The sequence below is a fragment of the Pseudomonas sp. P4_C4 genome, from assembly GCF_056402055.1.
On the sequence record NZ_JBFUID010000015.1, the window covers coordinates 35,086 to 62,001 of the forward strand.

The window sequence follows — 26,916 nt, forward strand, 5'->3', positions numbered from 1 at the left end:
GGGATTTCGCCGTGCGCTGGCTCAGGATTGCCATAAGCTTGACCGTCACTTTGCTGACCTTGCTCTGCATGCTACCGGCCCAGGCCACGCAAGGCAGTGGCTGGGCGGTATTGCTCGACGAACAGGGCGACTTGCAACTGAGCGACATCCGTTCCGCACGCTATACCAATCAATTCAGCCCTATCGAACTCGACCGCATTACCGCGGCCGAACCCGATGGCGCGTTATGGTTGCGATTCAGGCTTGCGCCGGGTAACCACGAACAGTTGCTGCGAGTGTTCGCGCCTGACCTGCGCCAGTTCAACATGTACGTGCTGGACGGCGACAAGCTGATCGATCAATCCAGCACGGGCAACGAACAGCCGCAATCCGAGCGACCATTGCCCAGCAGCGACTTCATGCTGGCCCTGCCGCAAAGCGACACCCCCCTCGACGTTTACCTGCGACTGACCTCCGACCACCAGTTACGCCCCTATATCACCCTGCAATCGGCGATCCTCGCGGCTGCCAACCAGAACCAGACGCTGATCTATGGCCTGCTTTTCGGTTGCATCGCCATGTTGATCCTGCACAATCTCATCCGCTACACCTACACCCGCTCGCACAGCGCCCTCTGGTTGGCGACGTGCGAAGGGTTGTTGATGCTCAGCCTGCTGCTGTTGCTGAACCTCGCTGGTCCCTGGCTGCCGGACTGGCATGCACTGCAAACGCCGGGGGCTTACCTGGCATTGTTAATGACGGCGCCCTGCGGTCTGATGCTTGCCTATCGCTTCTTCTCCCCGCTCGGGCCGCACCCGCTGAACCGGTTGCTGCTCGGCGAGATCCTGCTCATCACCATCTGCGGCCTGATGCTGCTGTTCGTCAATACCTTGCCGCTGAACTTCATTACCTACGGCCTGGTAGCCTTGGCAGGCCTGACCATGCTGTTCATCAGCGTCTATCACTGGCAAAAAGGTTATCGCCCGGCTCGCCTCTTCGTGGTGGCCATGGTGGTGTTCAACCTCGGGACACTGATCATCCTGCCCGCCCTGTTGGGGCTGACCCTGATCGAGCCCCATGGCCTGCTCACCACCTTGCTGGTGTTCATCTGCATCAGCGGCCTGCTGATGAGCATTGCATTGAGCGAGCGCCAGCGCCGCATCACCGAAGACCGTTTCAGCATCAGCCGTGACCTGGCGGCCAGCAACGCCGAGATCAACGCCAAGGCCGAGTTCCTGGCGAAAATCAGCCATGAGATCCGCACACCGATGAACGGCGTCCTCGGTATGACCGAGCTGCTGCTGGGCACGCCGCTTTCGGTCAAGCAACGCGACTATGTGCAGACGATCCACAGCGCCGGCAACGAGCTGCTGACACTGATCAACGAAATTCTCGACATTTCAAAACTCGAGTCCGGGCAGATCGAGCTGGACGATGTGCAGTTCGACCTCAACGCGCTGATCGAAGACTGCCTGAGCATCTTCCGCGCCAAGGCCGAGCAGCAAAACGTCGAGTTGATCAGCTTCATCCAGCCGCAAGTGCCGCGGGTGATCAGCGGTGACCCGACACGCTTGCGCCAGACCCTGTTGAGCCTGCTGGAAAACGCCCTGAAAAAAACCGATGAAGGCGAAATCCTGATCGTCGTGGCGCTCGACGAGCGCAACAACAAACCACGCCTGCGTATTGCCGTGCAGGACAGCGGCGAGCCCATGGACGCCGAAGAACGAGACGCCCTGATGCACGCCGAACTGCACAGCCGGCATTTCCTTTCGGCCACCCATCCGGGCGGTAACCTGGGGCTGGTGATTGCCCGCCAGCTGATCCGCTTGATGCAAGGGGAGTTCGGGATCAAGAGCGGCAGCAACCAGGGCAGCACGCTGTGGCTGACCCTGCCGCTGGACCCGGATCGCCTCGAACACCCGACCTCCGACCTCGACGGCCCTCTGCAAGGTGCGCGGGTATTGGTGGTGGACGACAATGACACCTGTCGCAAGGTACTGGTGCAGCAATGCAGCGCCTGGGGCCTGAACGTCAGCGCTGCGCCTTCCGGCAAGGAAGCGCTTGCACTACTGCGCACCAAGGCTCATTTGCGTGATTACTTCGATGTGGTCCTGCTGGACCAGAACATGCCCGGCATGACCGGCATGCAACTGGCGGCCAAGATCAAGGAAGACCCGAGCCTGAACCACGACATCCTGCTGATCATGCTCACCGGCATCAGCAACGCACCGAGCAAGATCATTGCGCGCAATTCCGGGATCAAGCGCATCCTCGCCAAACCGGTAGCCGGCTACACCCTCAAGACCACTCTGGCCGACGAACTGACCCAACGCAACAAAGGTCTCGTCGCTACCCAGCCCGTGCCAAGCGGCCAGGTCCTGCCGGTCAAGGTCCCCTGCGACTTCCGCATTCTGGTGGCCGAAGACAACAGCATCTCGACCAAGGTGATCCGCGGCATGCTGAGCAAGCTCAACCTGCAACCGGATACTGCCTGCAACGGCGAAGAAGCCTTGCAAGCGATGAAAGCCCAGCGTTACGACCTGGTGCTGATGGACTGCGAAATGCCGATCCTCGACGGCTTCTCGGCCACCCAGCAATTGCGTGCCTGGGAAGTCAGCAACCAGCGGGTCCGAACCCCCGTGGTGGCATTGACCGCCCATATCCTGGCCGAACACAAAGAACGTGCGCGGCAGGCCGGCATGGACGGGCACATGGCCAAACCGGTGGAACTGTCGCAGCTGCGCGAACTGATCGAGCACTGGGTCGCCCAGCGTGACCAGCAGAATCGCGCAACGACCCAAACGTCCTGAGCCGACAGACTGCGCAACCCCTGATAGACTCCCCCTCGACTTCCCTCGCCAGTGAGCCCGGCACCATGCTCCATGTGTTGTTCAGCGTTTACCTGAAGATGCTGGTGCTCTACAGCCCATTCTTCGTGTTGTCCTGCTTCATCAGCCTTACCCGTGGTTATTCGCGCAAGGAACAGCGTCGGCTGGCCTGGAAAGTAGCGGTCGCCACCCTGGTCTCCAGTGTTCTGCTGTACTTGTTCGGCCGAGTGATTTTCAGTGTTTTCGGCATCACCGTGGACGCATTCCGCATCGGCGCAGGCAGTGTCCTGTTCATCTCGGCACTAGGGATGGCACAAGGCAAATCGGCGGTACAGACCGACAACGTGCAGCAGGATGTGACCATTGTCCCGCTGACCATTCCGCTGACGGTCGGCCCCGGCACCATCGGTGCCTTACTCGTGATGGGCGTGAGCCAGCCGCACTGGGACGACAAACTCACCGCCATTGTCAGCATTGCCCTTGCCAGCTTCACCGTGGGGGTGGTGCTTTATCTGTCCAGCCGCATCGAACGCATTCTCGGCGATCAGGGCTTACAGATAGTCAGCCGGTTGATGGGATTGTTTGTGTGCGCGCTGGCGGCGCAGATCATCTTCACCGGAGTCAAGGGTTACCTGGTGCCTTGAAGCGACGGCTTGTCCAACCCCGAAAACAAGGCCCTGTGCATCAATCACAGGGCCTTGCCTTTTTATTGTGTGTAAAGCCTTTCAGTCAGGACTGGAGTTTGCGCACGAACACCTTGTTCGAATAAGCTTCGATTTTTTCGTGGACCCGTTTACGGTAGTTTTCAAACACCCGTCGGTTGAACACAAACACCCCGCCATTGGGAATGATTGCCAGCTCTCGATTGAACTCGCTCCACAGGAAAAAGTCGCGTTCAATCACGGTCGCGATGTAGCGCAAGCCAAGCAGGCAGACGACCACTTCACCCGAGGCGAGCCGCTCGCAAGGCGCGCACTTGAGGATGCCCGAGCCGCCATTGGCGACATTGCCGCGAAAGAAGTTCCAGGCAAACTCATCCAGCCGCAACGCCTGATAGGTGTCCTCGAGGAGCTGGCCCAAGCTCTCCACGCCCAAGCGGCCAATCACGCTATAACTGGCGCTGAGCAATTGTCGGACACTCGTGACCAGGATCGGCTCGGCCGGAACGATGGTCTTGAGCGTGTATCCCGCCTTGAGCAATCGCCCTTGAAAATAGTCGAACCAGACCTTCCTCGACACCTGGCCCGGGTATTTCTCATTGGCCGCCAGTTCCGCGTACAACAGGCAGTCCTGTATATCCTCCTGGTCTTGCGAACTTACCCTCTGGGTAAAGGACAACAGGCAACCACCCACTACGACAGCATTAACAGACGCAGGCATATTTACCCCCTTACAGCCAGTACTTTAATCGATTACATCGATAAAAGCCTGCCCGCCTTATTGACCTGCCACCTGTTTGAAAAGACCATCGGCAAATTGATCGATATAGGCATGCAGTTTGTCTTTCATTCGCTTGAATGCTCGTCGATTGAACTTGCGCACACCGGCCCCCTGGAAAATCTGCAACCCTTGGGTCTTGTAAGTCACGAATAAAAAGTTGCCGTTGTATTCCTTGTCCACCAAGTCAAGGCCGCCCATCAACATGGACATGCCACCGCCTGGCGTCGCAATGAAGGGCACAGCCTTGAAACTGATGACCTCGTTTTTCTTGCTGCCGGCATCGACAATCTTCAGTGCGTCCTTATCGCCTTTAAGCTTGCTGAAACCCGACGCCACCAAGTTCAGGACGCTGCTCGTACCTCTGGAAATGACGGTCTCCAGTACCTGCAACACCGCCTCATTCATCGTGATGGTGAGCTGTTTGCTGACGTATTTCTTGTAGGTGAGGCTTTCCGTCACCCAACCTACCGCCATCAATGCCTCGTTGTACTTATGGTACCGCTCTTCGTTGCTGGTTCCCTTGGGCAGGCGCCGGACCACCGCCTCAGCAAACTGCTGGCAGTCCAGCGCATCCTGCATGTCTTCCTCCGAAAGCGCCTGGTCGAATACCACCAGCGAGGGCCCTACTACCGAAGTCCCAACACCTTGCGCCGGCGAATCACTCGATGCTGAGCTCAGGATCGAGGTGGAACGCTTGGTCCGCCCCCGTGGTGCGACGTTTTTCAGTTCTGCCGCAATGCCTTCGAAATACTTATCCTGCATGGCATCATCAAATGCGACTTGAGCCACTGAGTAATCTTTTACATCGACCATTTAAATCTCCATTTAATCAATAAGCCGCCTCATGCGACCTGCTGAAACTAAAGCGCAGAGTTGAATCGGTCAAAGTAAAAACACTCAGAACTTATTTCAGGAACTATTAGAAAATAAAAAGGCCAGCGACAACTTTCGTCAATCGCAGGCCCTATCGTTAGTTGTTGCCTTGAACATCAGCGACCTTTGAGCAAAGCCGCTTTCACTCAGGTGACTGGCTTGCTTGGGTACCAGCGCGGCGTGTAAACCCAATCACCGCCGCCGACCCGCGGAAAAACACAGGTCAAGGATGAGCCGATCAATACCATCGTGCGCATATCGACCTGGTCGGGGGTCAATTGGCCGAGGGTCGTAACGCGCAGTGTCTGACCCGGCCGGCCAATGTCCCGCCCCAACACGACAGGTGTTTGTGGCACCCGGTGCCGGGCGACGATGTCCAGGGCCTGGCCCAACTGCCATGGCCGCGAACGCGAGATCGGGTTGTAAAAGGCCAGGGCCAGGTCGGCTTGCGCGGCCAGGTCCAGGCGTTTCTCGATGATTGCCCATGGCTTGAGGTTATCCGACAGCGACAGCACGCAGAAGTCATGCCCCAGCGGCGCACCCGCCTGGGCGGCTGTCGCCAGCGAGGCGGAAACCCCCGGCAAAATCTCGAGATCGACGTTGTGCCAATGGACGTCGGTGGATTCGTGCAGCGCTTCCAACACCGCCGCGGCCATGGCGAAAACCCCCGGATCCCCTGAAGAAACCACCACCACCGAACGCCCTTGGGCCGCCAGTTCGAAAGCGTGACGGGCGCGCTGCATCTCTTCACGGTTGTCGGTGCAATGCAGCACCTGGTCGGCGCGAAACGGCCCGGCCATGCGTACATAGGTTTCGTAGCCCAATACATCGTTGGCGCGTGCCAGTTCAGCCTTCACTGCCGGCACCATCAGTTCAGCAGCACCTGGCCCGAGGCCGATCACCGCCAGCCGTCCACGCGGGCGGCCGATTTGCAATGGGGCCAGCGGCTGCTCTGCCACCGCAATGGCAACGGTGTCGCTACCAAGCATGGAAAATGGCTGGCCTATGGCAGTACGCAGACGTTCGCCAAGCGCCTTCTCAGCGCCGGCAAAACGCAACGGCACGCCCAATTCAAGCGCTGCCTCACGCAACGCCGGACTGGCCATTTCCGTATCGGCGGCCAACAGACAGGCCAGCGACTGCACGGCGATTTTTCCCTGATGCAATGCCTCGCGCACCGCCGCCGCGACATTCACCAGGCCAGTATCCACAGCGACCGCCACATTGCGTGGGTAGATCAACAGTTCGTTGGCAGCAGGTGCCCGCTCGACATGACTGACATGCACCGCCAATCGGGCCTGCGCATTTTCGGGCAACTGCGCCCGCGCCAGCCAAGGGGCCTCACCCTCAATTCGCACCGCTTCCCCGGCGAGCAAATCGGAGACAAAACGCTTGCCCAGTTCCAGATCGCCCAGGGCATAGCCGCTGGGCGGGTTGAGCAGGCACGTGCCGAAACGCAACTCACCGCTGGTGGTGATCGCCGCAGAAACTTCCAGTGCGACGGCAATTTCCCGCGCCATCACATTCACCCCGCCGAGACCACCCAGCAGTGGAACCACGGCGCTGCCGTCTTCGGCCACCGCCAATACCGGTGGCTCGGCGCCTTTTTCCAGCAACAAGGGCGCCAGCGTGCGGATCACGATCCCGGCCGCGCACAGGGCAATGATCGGCGTGCCCTGTTGATAGAGCTCGCGCAGGGTCGCACCGAATTCGTGATAGACCCGATCCGCGCCTTCGACCCGTTCGGCCAGGCCATGGATCAGGGCTTCGGGGTACACCTGCTGAATGCTGCGTGCGGTAGCGAGGCTGCCATTGCCGAGAATGACAATCGCCGGAACTGGACGAGTCATCAGCCTTGCCACCTTTCGCCGGGAACGATGATCAACGAGAAGTACGGTGAAGACATCGGCTCGACCTGATCCAGCGGCACGATCTTCTGATTGGCCATGGTCGCGCGTTCGACGTACAGCGCACGCTCGGCCAGGCCGAGTTCTTCCAGCACCTGGCGGACCTTGGGAAAGTTGCGCCCCAGTTTCATGATCACCGCCGCATCGGCATCGGCCAGGCGACGCTTGAGTTCGTCGTGCGGCAACACACCGGACAACACCGACAGACTCTGATTGCGATACACCAGCGGTGCACCGAGCACCGAGGCGCCGCCGAGCATCGAGCACACACCGGGCACGACTTCAGCCTGATAACGTTCGGCGAGCCGGTCGTGCAGGTACATGTAGGAGCCGTAGAAGAACGGATCACCCTCGCAGATCACCGCGACATCACGGCCTGCGTCGAGATGCGTGGCCAGTTCTTCGGCAGCGTCATCGTAGAAGTCGCTGATCACTTGTTCGTAGGACAGCGGCGCCGGCAAGGCTTCGGTGGTCACCGGGTACACCAGTGGCAACAGATTCTGCGCTTCTTGCAGATGCGTTTCGATGATGCCGAAAGCGTTGCCTTTCTTGCCCTTGGCGACGAAGTACGCCACCACCGGCGACTCGCGCAGCAAACGCAGGGCCTTGACGGTAATCAGTTCCGGATCACCGGGGCCGACGCCGAGGCCGATCAAACGTCCAGGTTGCTGCATCATTCGATCTCCGTGGCGAGGGCATTGACGGCGGCGGCGGCCATGGCGCTACCGCCCAGGCGACCTTGCATGATGACAAAAGGCACGCCACGGCTGTCGGCCGCCAGCGCTGCCTTGGATTCGGCGGCGCCGACGAAGCCTACTGGAAAACCGAGGATCAACGCCGGTTTCGGCGCACCGGCGTCGAGCATTTCCAGCAAATAGAACAGGGCCGTCGGTGCGTTGCCGATGACCACCACGCTGCCTTCCAGATGCGGACGCCACAACTCCAGCGCAGCGGCTGAGCGGGTATTGCCCAATTCACGGGCAAGCTCTGGAACGCTCTCATCGCGCAAGGTGCAGATCACCGCATTGTTCGCCGGCAGGCGCGCGCGGGTCACGCCTTCGGAGACCATCCGCGCATCGCACAAAATCGGCGCGCCGGCCGCCAGTGCATCACGCCCGGCTTTGCCTGCACCTTCGGAAAACTGCAAACCGTCGATGGCATCGACCATGCCGCAGGCGTGAATCACACGGACCGCGAGTTTCTCCAGATCAGCCGGGATTCGGTCGAGGTTGGCCTCGGTGCGAATGATCGCGAAGGAGTTGCGATAGATCTCCTGACCGTCGCGGATGTAATCAAGCATCGATGGGGCTCCGTGAGCGGGCGTCGAGCAAGGCCGCGACCGCTTCAATAGTAAGGTTGCGTGCGTGCAGCGCGCCGAAACCCGGCTGCGCTGCATCGCGTAAATAGAGATCGTAGTGACCGGGGGCCACGGCCAGCAAGGTGACGGGCGCCGTATGCGCGGCGGCGCAGGAACGCGGGCAACCGCTCAAATGTACGTTCGGCGCTTGTCCGTGACGCTGCAGCAATTCGGCCAATTTCAGGGCATCACCCTTGGTCTCGGCCAACCCCTTGGCGCAACCGTTGGAACCGGTGCAGGCGATCAACCGGGACAATGGCTGATCGGCTTCGCACTGCAAGCCCAGACATTTCAATTGCCGAATGACCTCGGCGGCGTTTTTCGCGTGGACATTAGGCAGCAGCAGGCTTTGCCAGGGTGTGAAGCGCAGACTGCAATCACCGAACTCGCGTGCCAGTTGCGCCACACCCCGCAGCATCGTCGGATCGAGCCGACCCAGCGGCGGGACAGCCCCCACATAGACAACACCCGGCTCGGCCTGGGGATGGGCGCCCAAGTGCACATCACTGGAACCCGAAACCCGCTGCCAACCGACAACCTCTTGCATCGATACACGCTCAGCCAACCGAAGTAGAACGTCCTCGACCGAATACCCGACCAGCAAATGACGCATCCGCGTCTGCTCGGGGCGCGCCAGCTCCAGGAACAACTCAAGGACCGCGACCACCAGAGAGTACCCGTCAGCCAGCGCAACCGAACCGGCGGGGCTGTCCGTCGGGCATCCCGTCAGACCGAACGCCAGCCGTCGCTCGCCATCTTGTTCAAACGCCGAGAGCCACAGGTCATGGGGATGTTCGAGCATCGCCAGGTCTTCGCCGCCATCGAGCTGTACGGCGAACTTGGCACTGAGGTCGTGGAACACTTCGTGGCCTTGCAGTGTGGCGAGGATCTGCGCTGCCAGCGGGCGAGTGTCGAACAGCATGCGCAGGTCGATCCCGGCGCCGGGGCTGAGCATCAGGTTACGCACATCGTCGCCGGCCGCGTTTTGCGGCCCCAGATCGGCGGCCAGCAAGCTGTCGATCAACGCCGTTTGCTCGCTACCAATGCCGCGGATCTGCAGGTTGGCCCGGTTGGTCGCCTCGATCGCCCCGCTGGCGTACCGCTCGGCCGCAGCCGCCACGGCCTCGGCCTGGACGCTGCTGATCGAACCGCCGTTCAACTTGATCCGGCAGATACCGCCATCCAGTGCCGGGACAATACGCAGTAACCCCGGGCAAGCCGAGGGGCGTAAGGCAGCGGACAGCGGACGTTGGTTCAAGGCGGACCCGTTCAGGTGGCGAGGCGATTCACGGCGAAAGTGCGCGGTATTATGCCTGCTTTACTTCGCCGCATGAAAAGACTCCGGTCGGGAAGAGAAGGCAGTCAGCTCAAGGAACCCGCGCTATCATGCCGCCCAACAACGTTTAACGCGTGATTGAGGAATGGCATGACACCCTGGCTGACGGTAGTGGGCATCGGCGAAGACGGTTTCAAGGGTCTGGGCAAGAACGCCCGGCATGCGCTGTTGCGCGCCGCGAAAATCTTCGGCGGCCAGCGGCATCTGGATTTGCTCCCGCCGTGCATACGCGGCGAGCGCCAGCCATGGCCGAGTCCCTTCTGCCTTGAGTCGCTGCTGTCATACCGTGGCGACCCTGTTTGCGTCCTGGCCAGTGGCGACCCGATGTTCTTCGGCGTCGGCGCCAGCCTCGCCCGGCAACTCCCCGCAGCCGAGATGCTGACGCTTCCCGCACCGTCCTCCTGCTCGCTGGCCGCTGCACGAATGGGTTGGCCCTTGCAGGAGGTGGTCACACTGTCCGTGGTGGCCCGGCCTTTCGCCGCACTCAACGCCCACTTGTCCAGTGGCGTGCGCTTGCTGGTGTTGAGCAACGACGGCCGCAGCCCCGCCGCCATCGCGGCCCTGTTGCGCGAACGTGGCTTCGGCCCTAGCCGTCTCACCGTGCTGGAACACCTGGGCGGTGAAGCCGAGCGGCGTATCGACGGTATCGCCAGCGACTGGAACGATCCGCTGATCGCCGACCTGAATCTGATCGCCATCGAGTGCGTCGCCGAGCCGAACACGCTGCGGTTGTCGCGACTGGCCGGCCTGCCGGACTCGGCCTTCCGGCACGACGGCCAACTGACCAAACGCGATGTGCGCGCCATCACCCTCGCGCGCCTGGCCCCAGTCCCTGGCGAACTGTTGTGGGACGTCGGCGCCGGCAGCGGCTCGATCGGCATCGAATGGATGCGCGCTCACCCCAGTTGCCGCGCACTGGCCATCGAGGCGGATGCGGGCCGACAAACGTTGATCGAACACAACCGCGATGCCCTCGGCGTTCCCGGCCTGCAACTGGTTCGCGGCAGTGCGCCGCTGGCCCTGGCCGGGCTGGAGCGGCCGGATGCGATTTTCATCGGCGGCGGAGTCACCCGCGAAGGCGTGCTCGATACGTGCTGGGCCGAACTCAAACCCGGGGGCCGGCTGGTCGCCAACGCGGTCACCCTGCAAAGTGAAATGACCCTGATGACCTGGCGCGAGCAACACGGCGGGGAGTTGACCCGCATTCATATCGCGCAAGCACAACCGCTGGGCGACTTTGACACCTGGCGACAGGCCTTGCCGATTACCTTGCTGGACGTGACGAAACCCTTCGATGCGTGACGAAACCGCCGAACAACCCGCACCACTGCGCAGCGGCCTGACCACCGGCAGTTGCGCCACGGCCACCAGCCTCGCCGCCGCGCGTCTGCTGCTGGATGGCACATCGGCCGATGCGGTGGAAATCGTGTTGCCCAAGGGCAAACAGGTGCAGATGCGCCTGGAGTTCTGCCGCCTCACCGAGGACGGCGCCGAAGCGGGAACACTCAAAGACGCCGGTGACGATCCGGACGTGACCCACGGTGCCCTGCTCTACTCCCAGGTGCGCCTGAGTAGCGAACCCGGGACACGCTTCAAGGCCGGTCGCGGCGTCGGCACAGTGACCCGACCCGGGCTGGTGCTGGGTGTCGGCGAACCGGCGATCAACCCGGTGCCGCGCAAAATGATCAGCGAACACCTGGCCCGGCTGGCCGACGAACTCGGCTACAGCGGCGGCTTCGAGGTCACGGTCAATGTCGAGAACGGCGAGGCACTGGCACTGAAGACCATGAACCCGCGCCTGGGCATTCTTGGCGGCCTGTCGATCCTCGGCACCAGTGGCATCGTCCGGCCGTTTTCCTGTGCGGCCTACATCGCCTCGATCCACCAGGGCATCGACGTGGCGAAAACCAACGGTTACCTGCACATCGCCGCCTGCACCGGCAACGCCAGCGAAGACACCATGCGCCGGGTCTACAACCTGCCGGAAATCGCCCTGATCGAAATGGGCGACTTCGTTGGCGCCGTGCTTAAGCACCTGCGCAAAGTACCGGTGGAAAAACTCAGCCTGTGCGGTGGTTTCGGCAAGATCAGCAAACTGGCGGCCGGGCACATGGATCTGCACAGTCGCCATTCGAGCATCGACCTGCCGCAACTGGCGCTATGGGCGGCACAGGTCGGCGCTGATGCGGCGTTGCAGCAGAGCATCCGCGAGGCCAACACCAGCCAGCAGGCACTGGCCATGGCCGCCGCAGCCGGGGTCACCCTGGGTAATGCAGTCTGTCAGCACGCCCTGGATTTTGCCCGCAGCGTGGTGCCGGCGCAGGTTCAGGTGGAAGTCTTTGCCATCGATCGCCAGGGCGGGATCGTTGGCCATGCGGGAGCCTTTCAATGAAGCGCATTCTCCTGCTAGGCGGCGTGACCGAAGCCATGGTCATTGCCCGCACGCTGGGGCCGCAGCACATCTATAGCCTGGCCGGTATCGGTCGGGTGCCGACGGACCTGCAATGCCAGGTTCGCGTCGGCGGCTACGGCGGTGCCGAGGGCCTGGCGCAATTCATTGGCGATGAAGGCATCGATCTGCTGCTCGATGCCACTCACCCCTACGCCGCCCAAATCAGCCAGAACGCCGCGACCGCCGCGCGCTTGAGCGGCATTCCCTGCTGGGCGCTACGGCGTCCGGCCTGGCAAGCCCAGGCAGGGGATGACTGGCGGGAAGTCAGCGATTGGGCCGAACTGATCGAAGCCCTGAAACCCTTCCGTCGACCGCTGTTCACCCTCGGTCGCGAGCCCCTGCAGCACCTGGATGAAATTCCGGCGGAGCAATTCTGGACCCTGCGCGCACTGGATGTGTATCCGGGCAACGAGCGCTGTGAAGTGATCGGCGCACGTGGGCCATTCCTGATCGACGATGAACGTGAGTTGTTCGAGCGGCGAAACATCGACGTGCTGATCAGCAAGAACAGCGGCAGCACGGCGACCGAGCCGAAGCTGGAAGTGGCGCGTGAGCGTGGTGTGCCGGTGATTGTCTTGAAGCGCCCCGAATTGCCAAGTGTGGAACGGGAGTTTGGCTCAGTGGCAGATATGCTGGGTGCCCTACCAGTGTAGGACTATTCCTAAGACCTGCTAAACCTTGCGATTCCGCTGGCAGCATTCTCAGACGAAGCTGGCTATCGACTCTACGGCCTCAATCCTATAGTTCGCCTCCCCCCTGAACCAATCAAGCGCACCCAACATCCACAGGGATGAATGGTCTCGCCCAAAAGAAAGTGCCGCTTGCCACCCTGTATCCCAAGGAATACGATTCAACATGATCGAATTTGAGCGATCCCAAGTATTTGCTGACTGGCTCAACTCGCTGAGGGACACCATCGGCAAAGCTCGAATAATCGCCAGACTCCGGGCAGCCGAGTATGGAAATTTTGGTGATTGTGAATCTGTAGGTGCTGCGGTTTATGAGATGCGCGTTCACTACGGCCCAGGCTACAGGATGTACTTCACTCGCAGAGATGAGGTGATTTACTTGCTGTTGATCGGGGGTGACAAGTCGACTCAAAAACGAGATATCAAACGTGCTATTCAAATGGCACACAATATCGGTAATGAGGAGTAAATCATGGCCGAACAATTTACCCGTTTTGATGCCGTCGAGTTTCTCAAAACTCCGGAGGAAATGGCGGCTTATCTGGATGCCTGCTTTGAAGAAGATGCCGGAGACGGCGTGCTGATACGTGCAGCGCTCAACGATATCGCCCGAGCAAAGGGCATGACACAAATCGCCCGTGATGCCGGTCTGGGGCGCGAGAGTCTTTACAAAGCGCTGAGCAGTAGTGGCAATCCGGAATTCGCGACTATCATGAAAGTTATGAAAGCCTTGGGTCTGCGCTTGCATGCCATCGCTGTCTGATTACGCTGCGACACCAAACCGCATGCCGCCTTTTTACTTATCGGCCCTGATCAGGCTAAATAGCCCGCGCCTGATCACCCACCCAAACGGATTTGTCCCATGTCCCGACAACGGCTCGCAATTGCCTGGATAGCCTGCTTCGCAGTGCTGTTCAACATGCTCGCCATGCCGATGTCCGGAGCGATGGCGCAAACGGCAAAGTCACCTGCCGAACAGTTGTTGTGGGGCAGTTTCTGCAGCTCCAGCGGCACCAGGATGGTGGCGATTGCCATCGGGGACCTTGAGCAGAAAGCCCCGCAAAGCGACGATCATTCCAACATGCAGCATTGCTGGTGCTGCTCGGGTTCTGCGCCATTGGTGGCGTTGCCGGGGCATTCGCCACAGCTGTATTTCGCGCACTTCGAATCCAACCGAAGCCTGCCCGCCACCTCGCTCGACAGCCCGTCACCGCGCCAGCAATGGCCGAGTCTCAACCCCCGTGCGTCCCCTCTGGTGTGATTTTTTCTCGCGATTGACCTGCGTTTAAATCGTTCCGGAGAACTGCCATGTTGAACAAACTTATCGTTCTGGCCGCGTTGCTGCTGCCTGCCTGCTTTGCCAATGCCCACGAATACAAAGTCGGCGAACTGGAAATCGCGCATCCGTGGTCCCAGGAGTTGCCGCCCAACGCGCCAACCGTTGCGGCGTATTTCGTGATCAACAATGAAGGCAAGACCGCCGACCGCCTGCTCAGCGTCGACACCCCCATTGCGGGCGAAGCGCAATTGCATGAGCACGTGATGCAAGGCGACATGATGAAAATGCAGCACGTACCGAGCGTGGAAGTGCCCGCCGGTGGCGAGGTCACTTTCGCACCGATGGCCTATCACGTGATGTTGCTGGGTCTCAAGGACCGCAGCCTGCTCACTGACGGCAAGCGTTTCCCCATGACGCTGCACTTCGAGAAGTCCGGTGACGTGACGGTCGAAGTCGCGGTGCAGAAGCAGGCGCCGGACACCATGCAAGCGCACGTGCACAAGCCGTAATCGCCTGAACTGAAAACGCCCATGCGCCCGCTTAGCGCCAGGTCATCCAGGTCACGCGATCAGGCATTGAGCCTGACACGCGGCAGCTGGATCAGCCTGTTCGCCATGCTGATGATTTTTATCGGTCCGCTGATTTCTCAGTCGATGCCGATGGATTCGCGCGCCATGTCGATGACCATGCCTGTGGGTATGAGCATGGACATGTCGGCGATGGAGCCTGCCGACCATGCCACGCTAGCCACCGCCGAGCATTGCCCGCCAACCCCGGGGCACCCTGTGCTGTGGGAAAAGTGCGGCTATTGCAGCCTGCTGTTCAATTGCCCGGCGCTGACCGGTGGCGTGTCTTTCGCCAACTTCGTCATCTCACCCGTCAACACGTTCACCACGCCTTCCCCACGCTTGGGCCATGCCCGGCAAACCTTCTTTCCCGGCGCCCGCACCCGCGCCCCGCCCGCCATCGCGTAAACACCCACCCCGATCTCACACGGTCCGCAAGACAACCAAAGCTCGCTCCCACAGGGACAGCTTCAGGCTGCCGGCCGTGTCGTTTACGACTGTTCGATGGAAATTGTCATGTCCAGGTTTTCTGCTGTCCCATGCTTGAGCCATGCCCAAGCCTCTTATGCCCTGAACGAATCCGGCGTTCGTTTCAGGCACGCCACTGCGATCCTGTGCGGTGCCTTGCTGGCGCCCTCTGCGCTCGCCGATGACCATGCCGGTCACAGTGAAGAATTGAGCCCGACGGTGATTACCGCCGTTGCCCCCAGCTCGCCCTTGACCATCGTCACCAACCCCAAGGACCCGCGCCAACCGGTGCCGGCCAGCGATGGCGCCGATTACCTGAAGACCATCCCGGGCTTTGCCATGGTGCGCAACGGCGGCACCAATGGCGACCCGGTGCTGCGGGGCATGTTCGGCTCGCGGCTGAACATCCTCACCAACGGCGGCATGATGCTCGGTGCCTGCCCGGGCCGCATGGACGCTCCGACTTCCTATATCTCGCCGGAAACCTACGACAAACTCACCGTAATCAAAGGCCCGCAAACCGTATTGTGGGGGCCGGGTTCCTCGGCTGGCACTATCCTGTTCGACCGCGAACCGGAGCACTTCGGCGAACTCGGCACACGGGTCAACGCCAGCGTGCTGGCCGGCTCCTACGGCCGTTTCGACAAACTGGTGGACGCCGCAGCGGGCGGTCAGTCGGGTTACGTGCGGGTCATTGGCAACACCGCGCACTCCGACGACTACCAGGACGGCAACAACGACACCGTGCCGTCGCGCTATGACAAATGGAACGGCGACGTGGCCGTCGGCTGGACGCCGAATACCGACACCTTGCTGGAACTGACCGCCGGCCGTGGCGATGGTGAAGCCCGCTACGCCGGGCGCAGCATGGACGGTTCGCAGTTCCTGCGCGAAAGCCTCGGCCTGCGCTTCGAACAATCCAACATCGACGAGGTGCTGGACAAGGTCGAGGCGCAGGTCTACTACAACTACGCCGACCATGTGATGGACAACTACACCCTGCGCACGCCGTCCGGCACCGGGATGATGGCTGGCCCCATGGCCTCCAACGTCGACCGCCGTACCCTCGGCGCACGGATCAAGGCCACCTGGCGCTGGGCCGATGTGCAACTGATCAGCGGCATCGACGCGCAGACCAACGAACATCGCCAGCGCAGCGCCATGGGGGTCGACACCTACAAGGACCTGCCGTACACCAAGGATGCCGACTTCCATAACTACGGTGTGTTCGGCGAACTGACCTGGTACGCCGCCGACCGTGACCGCCTGATCAGCGGCGCGCGCCTGGACCGCGCCTCGGCCAAGGATTATCGGCAGACCACCGGCTCGGGCATGATGACCCGCCCGAATCCGACCGCCGACGACACCCGCGCCGATACCCTGCCCAGCGGCTTCATCCGCTACGAGCATGACCTGGCCGACAGCCCGACCACCTTGTATGCAGGCATAGGTCACACCCAGCGATTCCCGGATTACTGGGAGCTGTTTTCACCCAAATCCGGCCCCGTCGGTTCGGTGAATGCCTTCGATTCGATCAAACCGGAAAAAACCACCCAGCTCGATTTCGGCCTGCAATACAAGACCGAAAAAATCGAAGCCTGGGCCTCGGCTTACGTCGGACAGGTTCGCGATTACATCCTGTTCAACTACACCCCGACAATAATGGGTACGACCTCGCAAGCCGAAAACATCGACGCGCGAATCATGGGCGGCGAACTGGGCGCCGCTTACAACTTCACCGACAACTGGAACGCCGACGCGGCCCTGGCCTACGCCTGGGGCAAGAACAGCAGCGATGGTAATCCGTTGCCGCAGATGCCGCCGCTGGATGCCCGTTTCGGCCTGACCTACAGCGAAGACAACTGGAGCGCCGGCGCACTGTGGAGAGTGGTCGCCGCGCAAAACCGCATCGACCAGAACAAGGGCAACGTGGTCGGCAAGGATTTCGGCAAGACGCCGGGCTTCGGCGTGTTCTCCCTCAACGGTGCCTATCGGATCAACAGCAACTGGAAGGTCAGCAGCGGCGTCGACAACCTGTTCGGCAAGGCTTACGCCGAGCACTTGAACCTGGCCGGCAACGCCGGTTTCGGCTACCCCGCCAATGACCCGCAAGCCATCAAGGAACCGGGGCGCACGCTCTGGACCAAGGTGGACATGAGTTTCTAACAAAAAAAGTCAAAAGATCGCAGGCTTCGCCAGCTCCTACATTGGAGCGCGTACGCCCTGTAGGAGCTGTCGAGTGAAACGAGGCTGCGATCTTTTACAAACAATTGATTCGCCAAGCGGAGCACAACCGATGAAACAGCCCAAAGTGAACTTCTACAACCTGGCGTGGCGCTGGCATTTCTATGCCGGATTGTTCGTTGCGCCATTCATGGTGATGCTGGCCCTGACCGGCATCATCTACCTGTTCAAACCGCAGCTCGATTCGCTGATGTACAGCAGCCTGTTCAACGTCCCGTCCGGTCATCACATCGTCCCGGCCGACGACCTGCTGACGCGGGTGAAAACGGCTTACCCACAAGGCCAGGTCACCCAATACCTGCCGCCGGTCAACGCCGAGCGTAGCGCGCAGTTTGTCGTGCTCAACGATGGCAAGGAGCTGAACGTTTTCGTCGACCCCTACCACGGCGACATCCTCGGTGAGCAAGACGCCAAGAAGAATCTGCAAGCCATTGCCCGAGCGATTCACGGTGAGCTGATGATCGGCACTGTTGGCGATCGGCTGATCGAACTGGCCGCCGGTTGGGGCGTAGTGCTGGTGGTGTCCGGGATTTTCCTGTGGTGGCCGCGTGGTCAGGCGGCAGGCATCTTGTGGCCGCGCCTGAACAGTCGCGGTCGCATATTGTGGCGTGACCTGCACGCCGTCACCGGGTTCTGGGGCGCGTCCCTGCTGCTGGTGATGCTGCTCAGCGGCATGACCTGGACCGGCTTCTGGGGCAAGCAATACGCCGAAGTGTGGAACGTGTTCCCGGCGGCCATGTGGGATGACGTACCGAAGTCCGATGTCGAGGCGCGCAGCCTCAACACCGCGACCCGCCAGACCGTGCCGTGGGCCATGGAAAACACGCCGATGCCGATGTCCGGCGACCATGCCGAACACATGGCTCACGATGGAGCGTCGGCCGGCCCGGCCTCGCCGTTGATCCGCCTGCAGGACGTACAAAACATCGCCAGCGAACGCAAGGTCGAACCGGGTTACAGCATCACCCTGCCGACCACCGCGACCGGCGTATTCACCATCGCCGTGTTCGCCGACGACCCGCGCAATGACGCCACGCTGCACATCGATCAATACACCGGCAAGGTCCTGGCCGATGTACGTTTCGAGCACTACGGCACCGTCGCCCGCGCCACGGAAATCGGCGTGATGCTGCACGAAGGCAAGATGTTCGGTGTGTTCAATCAGATCGTGGTGTTGCTGATCTGCCTGATGATTTTGCTCAGCGCCGTCAGTGGCGTGGTGATCTGGTGGAAGCGCCGTCCGCAAGGAAAACTCGGCGTACCGCCGCTGCGCCATGACCTGCCGAAATGGAAAACCGCGATGGTGATCATGTTCGCCCTGGCGGTGGCCTTTCCATTGGTGGGCGCTTCGCTGGTGGTAGTGTGGGTGCTGGATCGTGTACTGCTGTCGCGTTTCACCCGGCAGACTGAAAGCGCCTCATCTTCATCTTGAAACAGGCGAGATGCGCGGGGCGAAAGGCACTGTAAACTCCCCGCGCATCACCTCAGCCCCATCGCGAGCAAGCTCGCTCCCACAGGGATTGCGTAAGACCTGTGGGAGCGAGCTTGCTCGCGATGGGGCCCTTGGCATCACCTCAAGAGTCACTGCATGTCCTCGCTGAACCTCACAAACCTCACCTGGTCCCCACTGGGCCACGGCCATTGCCACCATCAGTTCCAGCTCCGTGATGCCTCGCTACACGTGGCTGCCGGTGAGTTCGTCGGGCTGATCGGCCCCAACGGCAGTGGCAAGACCAGCCTGTTGCGTTGTGCCTGGCGCTTCAGCAAACCGCAAAGCGGTGAGGTCAGACTCGATCACCACAACGTCTGGAAGCAATCCTCGCGCTGGTGCGCGCAACGCATCGCCGTGGTCTTGCAAGAGTTCCCCGACGCCTTCGGCCTGACCGTCGAGGAAGTGGTCGCCATGGGCCGCACGCCGCACAAAGGCTTGTTCGATGGCGACACCCTTGAAGACCGCGATCTTATCAATCAGGCCCTGGAATCTGTCGGTCTCAAGGGCTTCGAAAACCACGGCTTCGCCACCCTCTCCGGTGGTGAAAAACAGCGGGTCATCCTCGCCCGCGCACTGGCTCAGCAACCACAGTTGCTGATACTCGACGAGCCAACCAACCACCTCGATCCGCGTTATCAGCTTGAGCTTTTGAAGCTGGTCAAGCGCTTGAACATCGGCACCCTGGCGAGCATCCACGACCTCAATCTGGCGGCGGCTTTTTGTGATCGGCTGTACGTGATCAACCATGGTCGTATCGTCGCCAGCGGCACACCGAAAGAAGTCCTGACGGCTGCGCTGCTGCGCAATGTGTTCGGCGTCGAAGCGCTGATCGATGAGCATCCACTGCACGGCTACCCACGAATCACCTGGATAACCCAACCATGACTTTGCGTTCCCTGCTGCGCTGCGGCCTCTCTCTCGTGATGCTGCTGGGCTGCACCCAGGCATTGGCCGAAGCCACCCGTTACCCGCTGACAATCAAAAGCTGCAACCGCGAGGTGACCTTCAAGCAGGCACCGCAACACGCCCTCAGCCACGACATCAACATGACCCAGATGATGCTCGCCCTCGGCCTCAAACCACAAATGGCCGGTTACAGCGGCATCAGTGGCTGGAAGGCCGTGACGCCCGAGATGCACAGCATTCTCGAAGGCCTGCCGGAACTGGCGGCCAAGTACCCGTCGGTGGAAACCCTGCTCAATGCCAACGTCGATTTCTTCTTCGCCGGCTGGGACTACGGTATGCGTATCGGCGGCGATCTCACGCCACAAACCCTGCAACCGCTGGGCATCAATGTGTATGAGCTGAGCGAGTCCTGCGCCTTCGTGATGAAGCGTCCACCGGCCAGCCTCGAAGACACCTATAACGACCTGCGAAACCTCGGCAGAATCTTCGACATACAGGACCGCGCCAATGCCCTGATCGCCAACATGCAGGCGCAAGTGGCGGACATTGGTAAAGGCCTGCCCGCGGAAAAACCGCGGGTCTTCCTGTACGACAGCGGCGAAGACCGGGCCATGACCTCGGGGCGCCTGGGCATGCCGCAAGCACTGATCGACGCCGCTGGCGGGCGCAATGTTCTGGAGGATGTCGACGCGAGCTGGACCCGGGTCAATTGGGAAACCGTGGTCGAGCGCAATCCGCAGGTGATCGTGATCGTCGACTACAGCGAAGTCACCGCAGAGCAGAAGATTCAATTTCTGCTGGACAACAAAGCCCTGCAATCGGTGGATGCGATCAAGCACCGGCGCTTCATCGTCATTCCTTACGTGCAGGCCACGCCGGGGATCGATAACGCGCTGGCGGTCGCAACCCTGGCCAAGGGTTTCCACGGCGAATGATCAACCGTCGCTACGCCCTGTTGTTGATCGCCCTCGGTGCGCTGTTGCTGGTGTCGTGCGTGGTGTCCCTGGGTTTCGGCCCGGCACGGGTGCCGGTGGACGTGGTGTGGCGCATCCTGTTGTACAAACTGTTCGGATTAGCTGTGCCGGACTGGAACCCCGGACAAGAGTATATCGTCTGGCTGATCCGCGTCCCGCGCATGCTGCTCGGCGCGCTGGTGGGCGCCGGCCTGGCATTGATCGGCGCGGTGCTGCAAGCGGTCACGCGCAACCCCTTGGCTGACCCGCATTTACTCGGCGTCACGTCCGGTGCGACGTTGGGCGCAGTGATTGTGGTGCTGCATGTCGGTGAGATCGCTGGCCGGCTGAGCTTGCCAATCGCGGCATTTATCGGTGCATTGCTGAGCATGCTGGTGGTGCTGATGATCGCCAGTCGCCACGGTCGCCTCGACAGTGATCGTTTGTTGTTATGCGGTGTGGCGGTGTCATTCGTGATGATGGCGATTGCCAATTTACTGCTGTTCCTGGGCGACCATCGTGCCAGTTCGGCGGTGATGTTCTGGATGCTCGGCGGGCTCGGGTTGGCACGCTGGGAGCTGCTGGCGGTGCCGACAGCCAGTGTGTTGCTCGGACTGATTTTGCTGTTGGGTATGGCGCGACCGCTGAATGCGTTGATGGCCGGTGAACAGACGGCGGTGACCCTGGGCCTGAATGCGCGCACCGTGCGCCTGCGGGTGTTTTTGATTGCGTCACTGATGACCGGGGTGCTGGTGTCGATCAGCGGCTCGATCGGTTTTGTCGGGCTGATGGTGCCGCACATTGCGCGGCGTCTGGTCGGGGCCGAACACCGACGTGTGCTGCCGGTGTGCGTGGTGCTCGGCAGTGTATTCCTCGTTTGGGTCGACGTCGCCGCCCGGACACTGATCGCTCCGGAAGACCTTCCTATCGGCGTCGCCACCGCTGCGATTGGCGGGTTGTTCTTCATCGGCCTGATGCGCCGCCGCTGATTCACACAGATCAAGCCCGCCCCCACATTTGATTTGTGTTGCTCATAAAATCCGCGCCCCAATGTGACGCACCTCAGCGCACCAGACCACTGACCATGTCCTCTCATGGTGCGCTTGAGAACCGTGCAACCGCTCTGGAACGACGTTTCCCTGCCTTTTGCCGACCGGGCACAGCCCTTGCAAAACACACCTTCAGTAGTCCGCATCTGCCAACCATAAAAAACTTTAACGTTCATGGAGATCGCACAATGAAGCGTCGCAGCTTGATCAAGGCTTTCACACTCTCGGCATCCATTGCCGCGATGGGCATGACCTGGACCGTCCAGGCCGCCGAGACCATCAAGGTCGGTATTCTGCATTCGTTGTCCGGAACCATGGCGATCTCCGAAACGTCGTTGAAAGACATGGCGCTGATGACCATCGACGAGATCAATGCCAAGGGCGGCGTGAACGGCAAGATGCTCGAGCCGGTGGTGGTCGACCCGGCCTCGAACTGGCCGCTGTTCGCCGAGAAGGGTCGTCAGTTGCTGACCCAGGACAAGGTCGCCGTGGTGTTTGGTTGCTGGACTTCCGTGTCGCGCAAATCGGTACTGCCGGTGTTCGAAGAACTCAACGGCTTGCTGTTCTACCCGGTGCAATATGAAGGCGAAGAAATGTCGCCAAACGTCTTCTACACCGGCGCTGCGCCGAACCAGCAGGCGATCCCTGCCGTTGAATACCTGATGAGCGAAGAAGGCGGCAGTGCCAAACGCTACTTCCTGCTCGGCACCGATTACGTCTACCCGCGCACCACCAACAAGATCCTGCGTTCGTTCCTGCACTCCAAAGGCGTGGCCGACAAGGACATCGAAGAGGTTTACACCCCGTTCGGTCATAGCGACTACCAGACCATCGTCGCCAACATCAAAAAATTCTCGGCGGGCGGCAAGACCGCGGTTATCTCCACCGTCAACGGCGACTCCAACGTGCCGTTCTATAAAGAACTGGCCAACCAGGGCCTGAAAGCCACCGACGTTCCGGTCGTGGCGTTCTCGGTCGGCGAAGAAGAACTGCGCGGCATCGACACCAAGCCACTGGTGGGTAACCTGGCGGCGTGGAACTACTTCGAATCGGTCGAGAACCCGGTGAACAAGAAGTTCGTCGATGACTGGAAAGTCTACGCGAAGAAACACAACCTGCCGGGCGCCGACAAGGCGGTGACCAACGACCCGATGGAGGCCACTTATGTCGGCATCCACATGTGGGCGCAAGCGGCGGAAAAAGCCAAATCCACCGACGTCGACAAAGTCCGCGAAGCCCTGGCCGGCCAGACCTTTGCCGCGCCGTCCGGCTACACCCTGACCATGGACAAGACCAACCACCACCTGCACAAGCCGGTGATGATCGGCGAAATCCAGTCTGACGGTCAGTTCAACGTGGTGTGGCAGACCGAAGGCCCAATCCGCGCCCAGCCGTGGAGCCCGTTCATCCCGGGCAACGACAAGAAGCCGGAGTATGCGGTGAAGAGCAACTAAGCCATTGGGTGTCGGGCTTGAAGACACTTTTCGAGCCCGACAAAAATCCCTGTGGGAGCGAGCTTGCTCGCGATGAGGGCGGAACATTCAACATTTCTGTGACTGAACCACCGCTATCGCGAGCAAGCTCGCTCCCACAATGTCCGCGTCAAGGCGACTATTTATGCCCACCGCCCTTTATCGCTTCATCTTGACCATTGCAATGCTGTTGCCGATGGCCGCCCACGCCGGTGACGCCGAAGACTTCGTCACCGCCAATCCCGCGCAGCAAGCCAGACTGCTGGAAGCCTGGGCCGCACAACCCGATCCGGCCCGTATCGAGTTGATCAACGCCCTGCAACAAGGCGAATTGACCATCGACGGCCAACCAAAAAACCTGCGCCTGAACAACCGCCTGCGGGGTCTGATCGACACGGCCCTGGCCAGTCATCAGTTGCTCGCCACCGACACCAAAATCCGTCTGGCCGCCGCGCAGCAACTGCAAAAAAGCGCCAAGCCGGCGCAGTTGAAATTCCTCGATCAGCAACTCGCCAGCGAACAGGACGAACACGTTCACGCAGCATTGAGCCTCGCCCTGGCCAACCTGCAACTGGTGGATGCCGACCCGGCTGTACGACTGGCCGCTGTGCGCTTGCTCGGCGAAACCGGCGACCCGCTGGCCCGCACCCGCCTCGAAGGCTTGCTCGAACCTGACGTTGAAGCCGATGCCAATGTACGCACTGCGGCCGAAACCAGCCTCGCTCAAGTCAAACGCAAACTGCTGGTCGGCGAGATGCTCGGCCAGGCATTCAGCGGTATGTCGCTGGGCTCGATTCTGCTGCTCGCCGCCCTCGGTCTGGCGATCACTTTCGGCCTGCTCGGCGTGATCAACATGGCCCACGGTGAGATGCTGATGCTCGGCGCCTACTCGACCTATGTGGTGCAACTGATGTTCCAGCGCTTGGCTCCGCAGGCCATCGAGTTCTATCCGCTGATCGCGCTGCCCGTGGCGTTTTTCGTCACCGCTGCCATCGGCATGGCGCTGGAGCGCACGGTGATTCGCCACCTCTATGGACGGCCACTGGAAACCCTGCTCGCCACCTGGGGCATCAGCCTCATGCTGATCCAACTGGTTCGACTGGTGTTCGGCGCCCAGAACGTCGAAGTGGCTAACCCGGCCTGGCTGTCGGGCGGAATTCAAGTACTGCCCAATCTCGTGCTGCCCTATAACCGCATCGTCATCATTGCCTTTGCCTTGTTTGTGGTGGTGCTCACGTGGCTGTTGCTGAACAAGACTCGCCTGGGTCTCAACGTGCGCGCAGTCACCCAGAACCGCAACATGGCCGCCTGCTGCGGCGTCCCGACCGGACGCGTGGACATGCTTGCCTTTGGCCTCGGCTCGGGCATCGCCGGCCTCGGTGGCGTGGCCCTCAGCCAGATCGGCAACGTCGGCCCGGACCTCGGCCAGAGCTACATCATCGACTCGTTCCTGGTGGTGGTGCTCGGCGGTGTCGGTCAGTTGGCCGGTAGCGTACTGGCGGCGTTTGGCTTAGGGATCGCCAACAAGATTCTCGAACCGCAGATCGGTGCCGTGCTCGGCAAGATCCTCATCCTCGCGCTGATCATTCTGTTCATCCAGAAACGTCCGCAAGGCCTCTTCGCACTCAAAGGACGGGTGATCGACTGATGAACCAGCCCCTGATGCTCAATGCCACACAAAAGGCCGGCCCTAAAGTCACGATTGCCGTCGGTGTGGTGATCCTCGTTCTGTTGCTGGCATTGCCGCTGCTGTCGCTGTTACCGGCGGACAGTACGCTGCATGTCTCCGCCTACACGCTAACGCTGGTGGGCAAGATTCTTTGCTACGCCATCGTCGCACTGGCGCTCGATCTGGTCTGGGGTTATGCCGGCCTGCTGTCCCTCGGCCACGGCCTGTTCTTCGCCCTCGGTGGTTATGCCATGGGCATGTACCTGATGCGCCAGGCCTCGGGCGATGGTTTGCCGGCGTTCATGACGTTCCTGTCGTGGACCGAAATGCCATGGTTCTGGACCGGCACCAGCAGCTTCCTCTGGACCCTGTGCCTGGTGGTATTGGCGCCGGGGTTACTGGCGTTGGTGTTCGGCTTCTTCGCCTTTCGTTCGCGGATCAAGGGCGTGTATTTCTCGATCATGACCCAGGCCCTGACCTTCGCCGGCATGTTGCTGTTCTTCCGCAACGAAACCGGGTTTGGCGGCAACAACGGCTTCACCAACTTCCGCACCATTCTTGGCTTCGGCATCACGGAACCGGGCACCCGCGCGGTGCTGTTTTTCGCCACCGTGCTGTTGCTGGTGGCGAGCCTGTTCATCGGCTGGCGCCTGGCGCAGAGCAAGTTCGGCCGGGTACTGACCGCGTTGCGCGATGCGGAAAACCGCCTGATGTTCTGCGGCTACGATCCGCGCGGGTTCAAGCTGTTTGTCTGGGTGTTGAGCGCGGTGTTGTGTGGCCTGGCCGGTGCGCTGTACGTGCCGCAAGTGGGGATCATCAACCCGAGCGAGATGTCGCCGACCAACTCCATCGAAGCCGCGGTGTGGGTGGCCCTTGGCGGTCGCGGCACCTTGATCGGTCCGCTACTCGGCGCCGGCGTGGTCAACGGCATGAAGAGCTGGTTCACCGTGGCCTTCCCCGAGTACTGGCTGTTCTTCCTCGGCGCGCTGTTCATCGTCGTGACCCTGTACCTGCCCAAGGGTGTGATCGGCCTGTTGAAGAAAAGAGGTGAGCAATGAGAATCACTGCAACCGCTGAATTCATGCTCGAACCGGCTTTTTTTCCTGTGGAGCCCAACAAGGATGCCGGCAGCAGCCGCGATGCCATCGGCCTCGGCCAGCGTGTCGGCCCCGGCCTCAACACCCGCCACGGCACCATCCTGACCCTGGAAGACATCAGCGTCAGCTTCGACGGCTTCCGCGCGCTGAACAATCTGAACCTGTACATCGGCGTCGGCGAACTGCGCTGCATCATTGGCCCCAACGGCGCGGGCAAGACTACGCTGATGGACGTGATCACCGGCAAGACCCGTCCCAGTCACGGCAAGGCCTGGTACGGCGAAACCCTGGACCTGACGCAAATGAGCGAAGTGCAGATCGCCCAGGCGGGTATCGGCCGCAAGTTCCAGAAGCCAACGGTGTTCGAAGCCCTGACGGTGTTCGAGAACCTGGAACTGGCGCAGAAAACCGACAAATCCGTTTGGGCCAGCCTGCGGGCGCGCTTGAACGGCGAGCAGAAAAACCGCATCGACGAAGTGCTGGAGACCATTCGCCTGACTTCCTCGGTCAATCGCCCGGCGGGCCTGTTGTCCCACGGCCAGAAGCAGTTCCTGGAGATCGGCATGTTGTTGATGCAGGACCCGCAATTGCTGCTGCTCGACGAACCGGTCGCGGGCATGACCGATGCTGAAACCGAATTCACCGCCGAACTGTTCAAGACCCTGGCCGGCAAGCACTCGCTGATGGTGGTGGAGCACGATATGGGCTTCGTCGGTTCGATTGCCGACCACGTTACTGTGCTGCATCAGGGCAGTGTGCTGGCCGAAGGATCACTGGAGCAGGTGCAGGACAACGAGCGGGTGATCGAGGTGTATCTCGGTCGCTGATTTGTATCCCTTGTAGGAGCTGTCGAGTGAAAC

The 26,916-nt window shown here is 61.0% G+C and carries 25 protein-coding genes; 19 read left to right on the forward strand and 6 right to left on the reverse strand.

Features of this window, described 5'->3' with window-relative positions; all coding sequences use genetic code 11:
* Positions 1–11: 11 nt before the first annotated feature.
* Positions 12–2,789, forward strand: a complete 2,778-nt coding sequence (locus tag AC1DXW_RS10395) for a hybrid sensor histidine kinase/response regulator (protein WP_477753244.1) — start codon at positions 12–14, stop codon at positions 2,787–2,789.
* Positions 2,790–2,854: 65 nt separating this feature from the next.
* Complete coding sequence (locus AC1DXW_RS10400; protein ID WP_111284385.1) at positions 2,855–3,451, forward strand: MarC family protein; 597 nt, start codon at positions 2,855–2,857, stop codon at positions 3,449–3,451.
* 85 nt (positions 3,452–3,536) lie between these two features.
* Here AC1DXW_RS10400 and AC1DXW_RS10405 read toward each other — a convergent pair whose 3' ends face one another.
* The 6 genes from AC1DXW_RS10405 to cobG all read right to left on the reverse strand — a co-directional run bounded on the left by AC1DXW_RS10405 (position 3,537) and on the right by cobG (position 9,642).
* Positions 3,537–4,187 carry a hypothetical protein gene (locus AC1DXW_RS10405; RefSeq protein WP_477753245.1) on the reverse strand — a complete coding sequence of 217 codons (651 nt, stop codon included), beginning with the start codon at positions 4,185–4,187 and terminating at the stop codon, positions 3,537–3,539.
* Positions 4,188–4,244: 57 nt separating this feature from the next.
* Complete coding sequence (locus AC1DXW_RS10410) at positions 4,245–5,060, reverse strand: hypothetical protein (RefSeq protein WP_477759990.1); 816 nt, start codon at positions 5,058–5,060, stop codon at positions 4,245–4,247.
* Positions 5,061–5,266: 206 nt separating this feature from the next.
* Entirely contained in the window at positions 5,267–6,970 is a 1,704-nt protein-coding gene (cobJ, locus tag AC1DXW_RS10415) for a precorrin-3B C(17)-methyltransferase (protein ID WP_477753247.1), read from the reverse strand.
* The gene (locus AC1DXW_RS10420; RefSeq protein ID WP_477753271.1) at positions 6,970–7,701 is read right to left on the reverse strand and encodes a precorrin-2 C(20)-methyltransferase; all 732 of its coding nucleotides are present in this window, start codon (positions 7,699–7,701) and stop codon (positions 6,970–6,972) included. Before AC1DXW_RS10420 ends, cobJ begins: the two co-directional genes overlap by 1 nt.
* A complete protein-coding gene (locus tag AC1DXW_RS10425; RefSeq protein WP_477753248.1) occupies positions 7,701–8,327 on the reverse strand; it encodes a precorrin-8X methylmutase in 627 nt (208 codons plus the stop codon). The genes AC1DXW_RS10420 and AC1DXW_RS10425 overlap by 1 nt, the downstream gene beginning before the upstream one ends.
* A complete protein-coding gene (cobG, locus tag AC1DXW_RS10430; protein ID WP_477759991.1) occupies positions 8,320–9,642 on the reverse strand; it encodes a precorrin-3B synthase in 1,323 nt (440 codons plus the stop codon). Before cobG ends, AC1DXW_RS10425 begins: the two co-directional genes overlap by 8 nt.
* A gap of 168 nt (positions 9,643–9,810) precedes the next feature.
* Here cobG and cbiE point away from each other — a divergent pair, with 168 nt between their 5' ends.
* The 17 genes from cbiE to urtD all read left to right on the forward strand — a co-directional run bounded on the left by cbiE (position 9,811) and on the right by urtD (position 26,883).
* Positions 9,811–11,022, forward strand: coding sequence for a precorrin-6y C5,15-methyltransferase (decarboxylating) subunit CbiE (gene cbiE, locus AC1DXW_RS10435; protein ID WP_477753250.1), 1,212 nt, complete (start codon positions 9,811–9,813; stop codon positions 11,020–11,022).
* On the forward strand, positions 11,015–12,112 hold the full coding sequence (locus tag AC1DXW_RS10440) for a cobalt-precorrin-5B (C(1))-methyltransferase (RefSeq protein ID WP_477753251.1): 1,098 nt from the start codon (positions 11,015–11,017) through the stop codon (positions 12,110–12,112). Before cbiE ends, AC1DXW_RS10440 begins: the two co-directional genes overlap by 8 nt.
* Entirely contained in the window at positions 12,109–12,825 is a 717-nt protein-coding gene (locus tag AC1DXW_RS10445; protein ID WP_477753252.1) for a cobalt-precorrin-6A reductase, read from the forward strand. The genes AC1DXW_RS10440 and AC1DXW_RS10445 overlap by 4 nt, the downstream gene beginning before the upstream one ends.
* Positions 12,826–13,027: 202 nt before the next feature.
* The gene (locus AC1DXW_RS10450) at positions 13,028–13,330 is read left to right on the forward strand and encodes a type II toxin-antitoxin system RelE/ParE family toxin (protein WP_477753253.1); all 303 of its coding nucleotides are present in this window, start codon (positions 13,028–13,030) and stop codon (positions 13,328–13,330) included.
* Between the two features lie 3 nt (positions 13,331–13,333).
* On the forward strand, positions 13,334–13,624 hold the full coding sequence (locus tag AC1DXW_RS10455) for an addiction module antidote protein (protein WP_007994260.1): 291 nt from the start codon (positions 13,334–13,336) through the stop codon (positions 13,622–13,624).
* Positions 13,625–13,723: 99 nt separating this feature from the next.
* Complete coding sequence (locus AC1DXW_RS10460) at positions 13,724–14,122, forward strand: DUF2946 domain-containing protein (protein ID WP_477753254.1); 399 nt, start codon at positions 13,724–13,726, stop codon at positions 14,120–14,122.
* Between the two features lie 47 nt (positions 14,123–14,169).
* Complete coding sequence (locus AC1DXW_RS10465) at positions 14,170–14,649, forward strand: copper chaperone PCu(A)C (RefSeq protein ID WP_477753255.1); 480 nt, start codon at positions 14,170–14,172, stop codon at positions 14,647–14,649.
* A 21-nt stretch (positions 14,650–14,670) separates the two neighbouring features.
* Positions 14,671–15,114: a DUF2946 domain-containing protein gene (locus AC1DXW_RS10470; RefSeq protein WP_477753256.1), complete on the forward strand. Its 444-nt coding sequence runs from the start codon at positions 14,671–14,673 to the stop codon at positions 15,112–15,114.
* Between the two features lie 108 nt (positions 15,115–15,222).
* Positions 15,223–17,340, forward strand: coding sequence for a TonB-dependent copper receptor (locus AC1DXW_RS10475; protein WP_477753257.1), 2,118 nt, complete (start codon positions 15,223–15,225; stop codon positions 17,338–17,340).
* Between the two features lie 130 nt (positions 17,341–17,470).
* Complete coding sequence (locus AC1DXW_RS10480; RefSeq protein ID WP_477753258.1) at positions 17,471–18,850, forward strand: PepSY-associated TM helix domain-containing protein; 1,380 nt, start codon at positions 17,471–17,473, stop codon at positions 18,848–18,850.
* A 156-nt stretch (positions 18,851–19,006) separates the two neighbouring features.
* On the forward strand, positions 19,007–19,795 hold the full coding sequence (locus tag AC1DXW_RS10485) for an ABC transporter ATP-binding protein (protein WP_477753259.1): 789 nt from the start codon (positions 19,007–19,009) through the stop codon (positions 19,793–19,795).
* The gene (locus AC1DXW_RS10490; protein ID WP_477753260.1) at positions 19,792–20,751 is read left to right on the forward strand and encodes an ABC transporter substrate-binding protein; all 960 of its coding nucleotides are present in this window, start codon (positions 19,792–19,794) and stop codon (positions 20,749–20,751) included. The genes AC1DXW_RS10485 and AC1DXW_RS10490 overlap by 4 nt, the downstream gene beginning before the upstream one ends.
* Positions 20,748–21,758: a FecCD family ABC transporter permease gene (locus tag AC1DXW_RS10495; protein ID WP_477753261.1), complete on the forward strand. Its 1,011-nt coding sequence runs from the start codon at positions 20,748–20,750 to the stop codon at positions 21,756–21,758. The genes AC1DXW_RS10490 and AC1DXW_RS10495 overlap by 4 nt, the downstream gene beginning before the upstream one ends.
* A 248-nt stretch (positions 21,759–22,006) precedes the next feature.
* Positions 22,007–23,272: an urea ABC transporter substrate-binding protein gene (urtA, locus tag AC1DXW_RS10500; RefSeq protein ID WP_477753262.1), complete on the forward strand. Its 1,266-nt coding sequence runs from the start codon at positions 22,007–22,009 to the stop codon at positions 23,270–23,272.
* Between the two features lie 163 nt (positions 23,273–23,435).
* Positions 23,436–24,938 carry an urea ABC transporter permease subunit UrtB gene (gene urtB / locus AC1DXW_RS10505; RefSeq protein WP_477753263.1) on the forward strand — a complete coding sequence of 501 codons (1,503 nt, stop codon included), beginning with the start codon at positions 23,436–23,438 and terminating at the stop codon, positions 24,936–24,938.
* Positions 24,938–26,017 (forward strand): urea ABC transporter permease subunit UrtC, encoded by a 1,080-nt coding sequence (gene urtC / locus AC1DXW_RS10510; RefSeq protein ID WP_477753264.1) that lies wholly within the window; start codon positions 24,938–24,940, stop codon positions 26,015–26,017. The genes urtB and urtC overlap by 1 nt, the downstream gene beginning before the upstream one ends.
* Entirely contained in the window at positions 26,014–26,883 is an 870-nt protein-coding gene (gene urtD, locus AC1DXW_RS10515) for an urea ABC transporter ATP-binding protein UrtD (protein WP_477753265.1), read from the forward strand. Before urtC ends, urtD begins: the two co-directional genes overlap by 4 nt.
* The last annotated feature ends 33 nt before the right edge of the window (positions 26,884–26,916 follow it).

Excerpts from the sequence above, each read along its gene's own strand:
- AC1DXW_RS10400 (WP_111284385.1), top strand. The coding sequence starts at position 2,855 with ATGCTCCATGTGTTGTTCAGCGTTTACCTGAAGATGCTGGTGCTCTAC.
- AC1DXW_RS10405 (WP_477753245.1), bottom strand. The coding sequence starts at position 4,187 with ATGCCTGCGTCTGTTAATGCTGTCGTAGTGGGTGGTTGCCTGTTGTCC.
- AC1DXW_RS10410 (WP_477759990.1), bottom strand. The coding sequence starts at position 5,060 with ATGGTCGATGTAAAAGATTACTCAGTGGCTCAAGTCGCATTTGATGAT.
- cobJ (WP_477753247.1), bottom strand. The coding sequence starts at position 6,970 with ATGACTCGTCCAGTTCCGGCGATTGTCATTCTCGGCAATGGCAGCCTC.
- AC1DXW_RS10420 (WP_477753271.1), bottom strand. The coding sequence starts at position 7,701 with ATGCAGCAACCTGGACGTTTGATCGGCCTCGGCGTCGGCCCCGGTGAT.
- AC1DXW_RS10425 (WP_477753248.1), bottom strand. The coding sequence starts at position 8,327 with ATGCTTGATTACATCCGCGACGGTCAGGAGATCTATCGCAACTCCTTC.
- cbiE (WP_477753250.1), top strand. The coding sequence starts at position 9,811 with ATGACACCCTGGCTGACGGTAGTGGGCATCGGCGAAGACGGTTTCAAG.
- AC1DXW_RS10440 (WP_477753251.1), top strand. The coding sequence starts at position 11,015 with ATGCGTGACGAAACCGCCGAACAACCCGCACCACTGCGCAGCGGCCTG.
- AC1DXW_RS10445 (WP_477753252.1), top strand. The coding sequence starts at position 12,109 with ATGAAGCGCATTCTCCTGCTAGGCGGCGTGACCGAAGCCATGGTCATT.
- AC1DXW_RS10450 (WP_477753253.1), top strand. The coding sequence starts at position 13,028 with ATGATCGAATTTGAGCGATCCCAAGTATTTGCTGACTGGCTCAACTCG.
- AC1DXW_RS10455 (WP_007994260.1), top strand. The coding sequence starts at position 13,334 with ATGGCCGAACAATTTACCCGTTTTGATGCCGTCGAGTTTCTCAAAACT.
- AC1DXW_RS10460 (WP_477753254.1), top strand. The coding sequence starts at position 13,724 with ATGTCCCGACAACGGCTCGCAATTGCCTGGATAGCCTGCTTCGCAGTG.
- AC1DXW_RS10465 (WP_477753255.1), top strand. The coding sequence starts at position 14,170 with ATGTTGAACAAACTTATCGTTCTGGCCGCGTTGCTGCTGCCTGCCTGC.
- AC1DXW_RS10470 (WP_477753256.1), top strand. The coding sequence starts at position 14,671 with ATGCGCCCGCTTAGCGCCAGGTCATCCAGGTCACGCGATCAGGCATTG.
- AC1DXW_RS10475 (WP_477753257.1), top strand. The coding sequence starts at position 15,223 with ATGTCCAGGTTTTCTGCTGTCCCATGCTTGAGCCATGCCCAAGCCTCT.
- AC1DXW_RS10480 (WP_477753258.1), top strand. The coding sequence starts at position 17,471 with ATGAAACAGCCCAAAGTGAACTTCTACAACCTGGCGTGGCGCTGGCAT.
- AC1DXW_RS10485 (WP_477753259.1), top strand. The coding sequence starts at position 19,007 with ATGTCCTCGCTGAACCTCACAAACCTCACCTGGTCCCCACTGGGCCAC.
- AC1DXW_RS10490 (WP_477753260.1), top strand. The coding sequence starts at position 19,792 with ATGACTTTGCGTTCCCTGCTGCGCTGCGGCCTCTCTCTCGTGATGCTG.
- AC1DXW_RS10495 (WP_477753261.1), top strand. The coding sequence starts at position 20,748 with ATGATCAACCGTCGCTACGCCCTGTTGTTGATCGCCCTCGGTGCGCTG.
- urtA (WP_477753262.1), top strand. The coding sequence starts at position 22,007 with ATGAAGCGTCGCAGCTTGATCAAGGCTTTCACACTCTCGGCATCCATT.
- urtB (WP_477753263.1), top strand. The coding sequence starts at position 23,436 with ATGCCCACCGCCCTTTATCGCTTCATCTTGACCATTGCAATGCTGTTG.
- urtC (WP_477753264.1), top strand. The coding sequence starts at position 24,938 with ATGAACCAGCCCCTGATGCTCAATGCCACACAAAAGGCCGGCCCTAAA.
- urtD (WP_477753265.1), top strand. The coding sequence starts at position 26,014 with ATGAGAATCACTGCAACCGCTGAATTCATGCTCGAACCGGCTTTTTTT.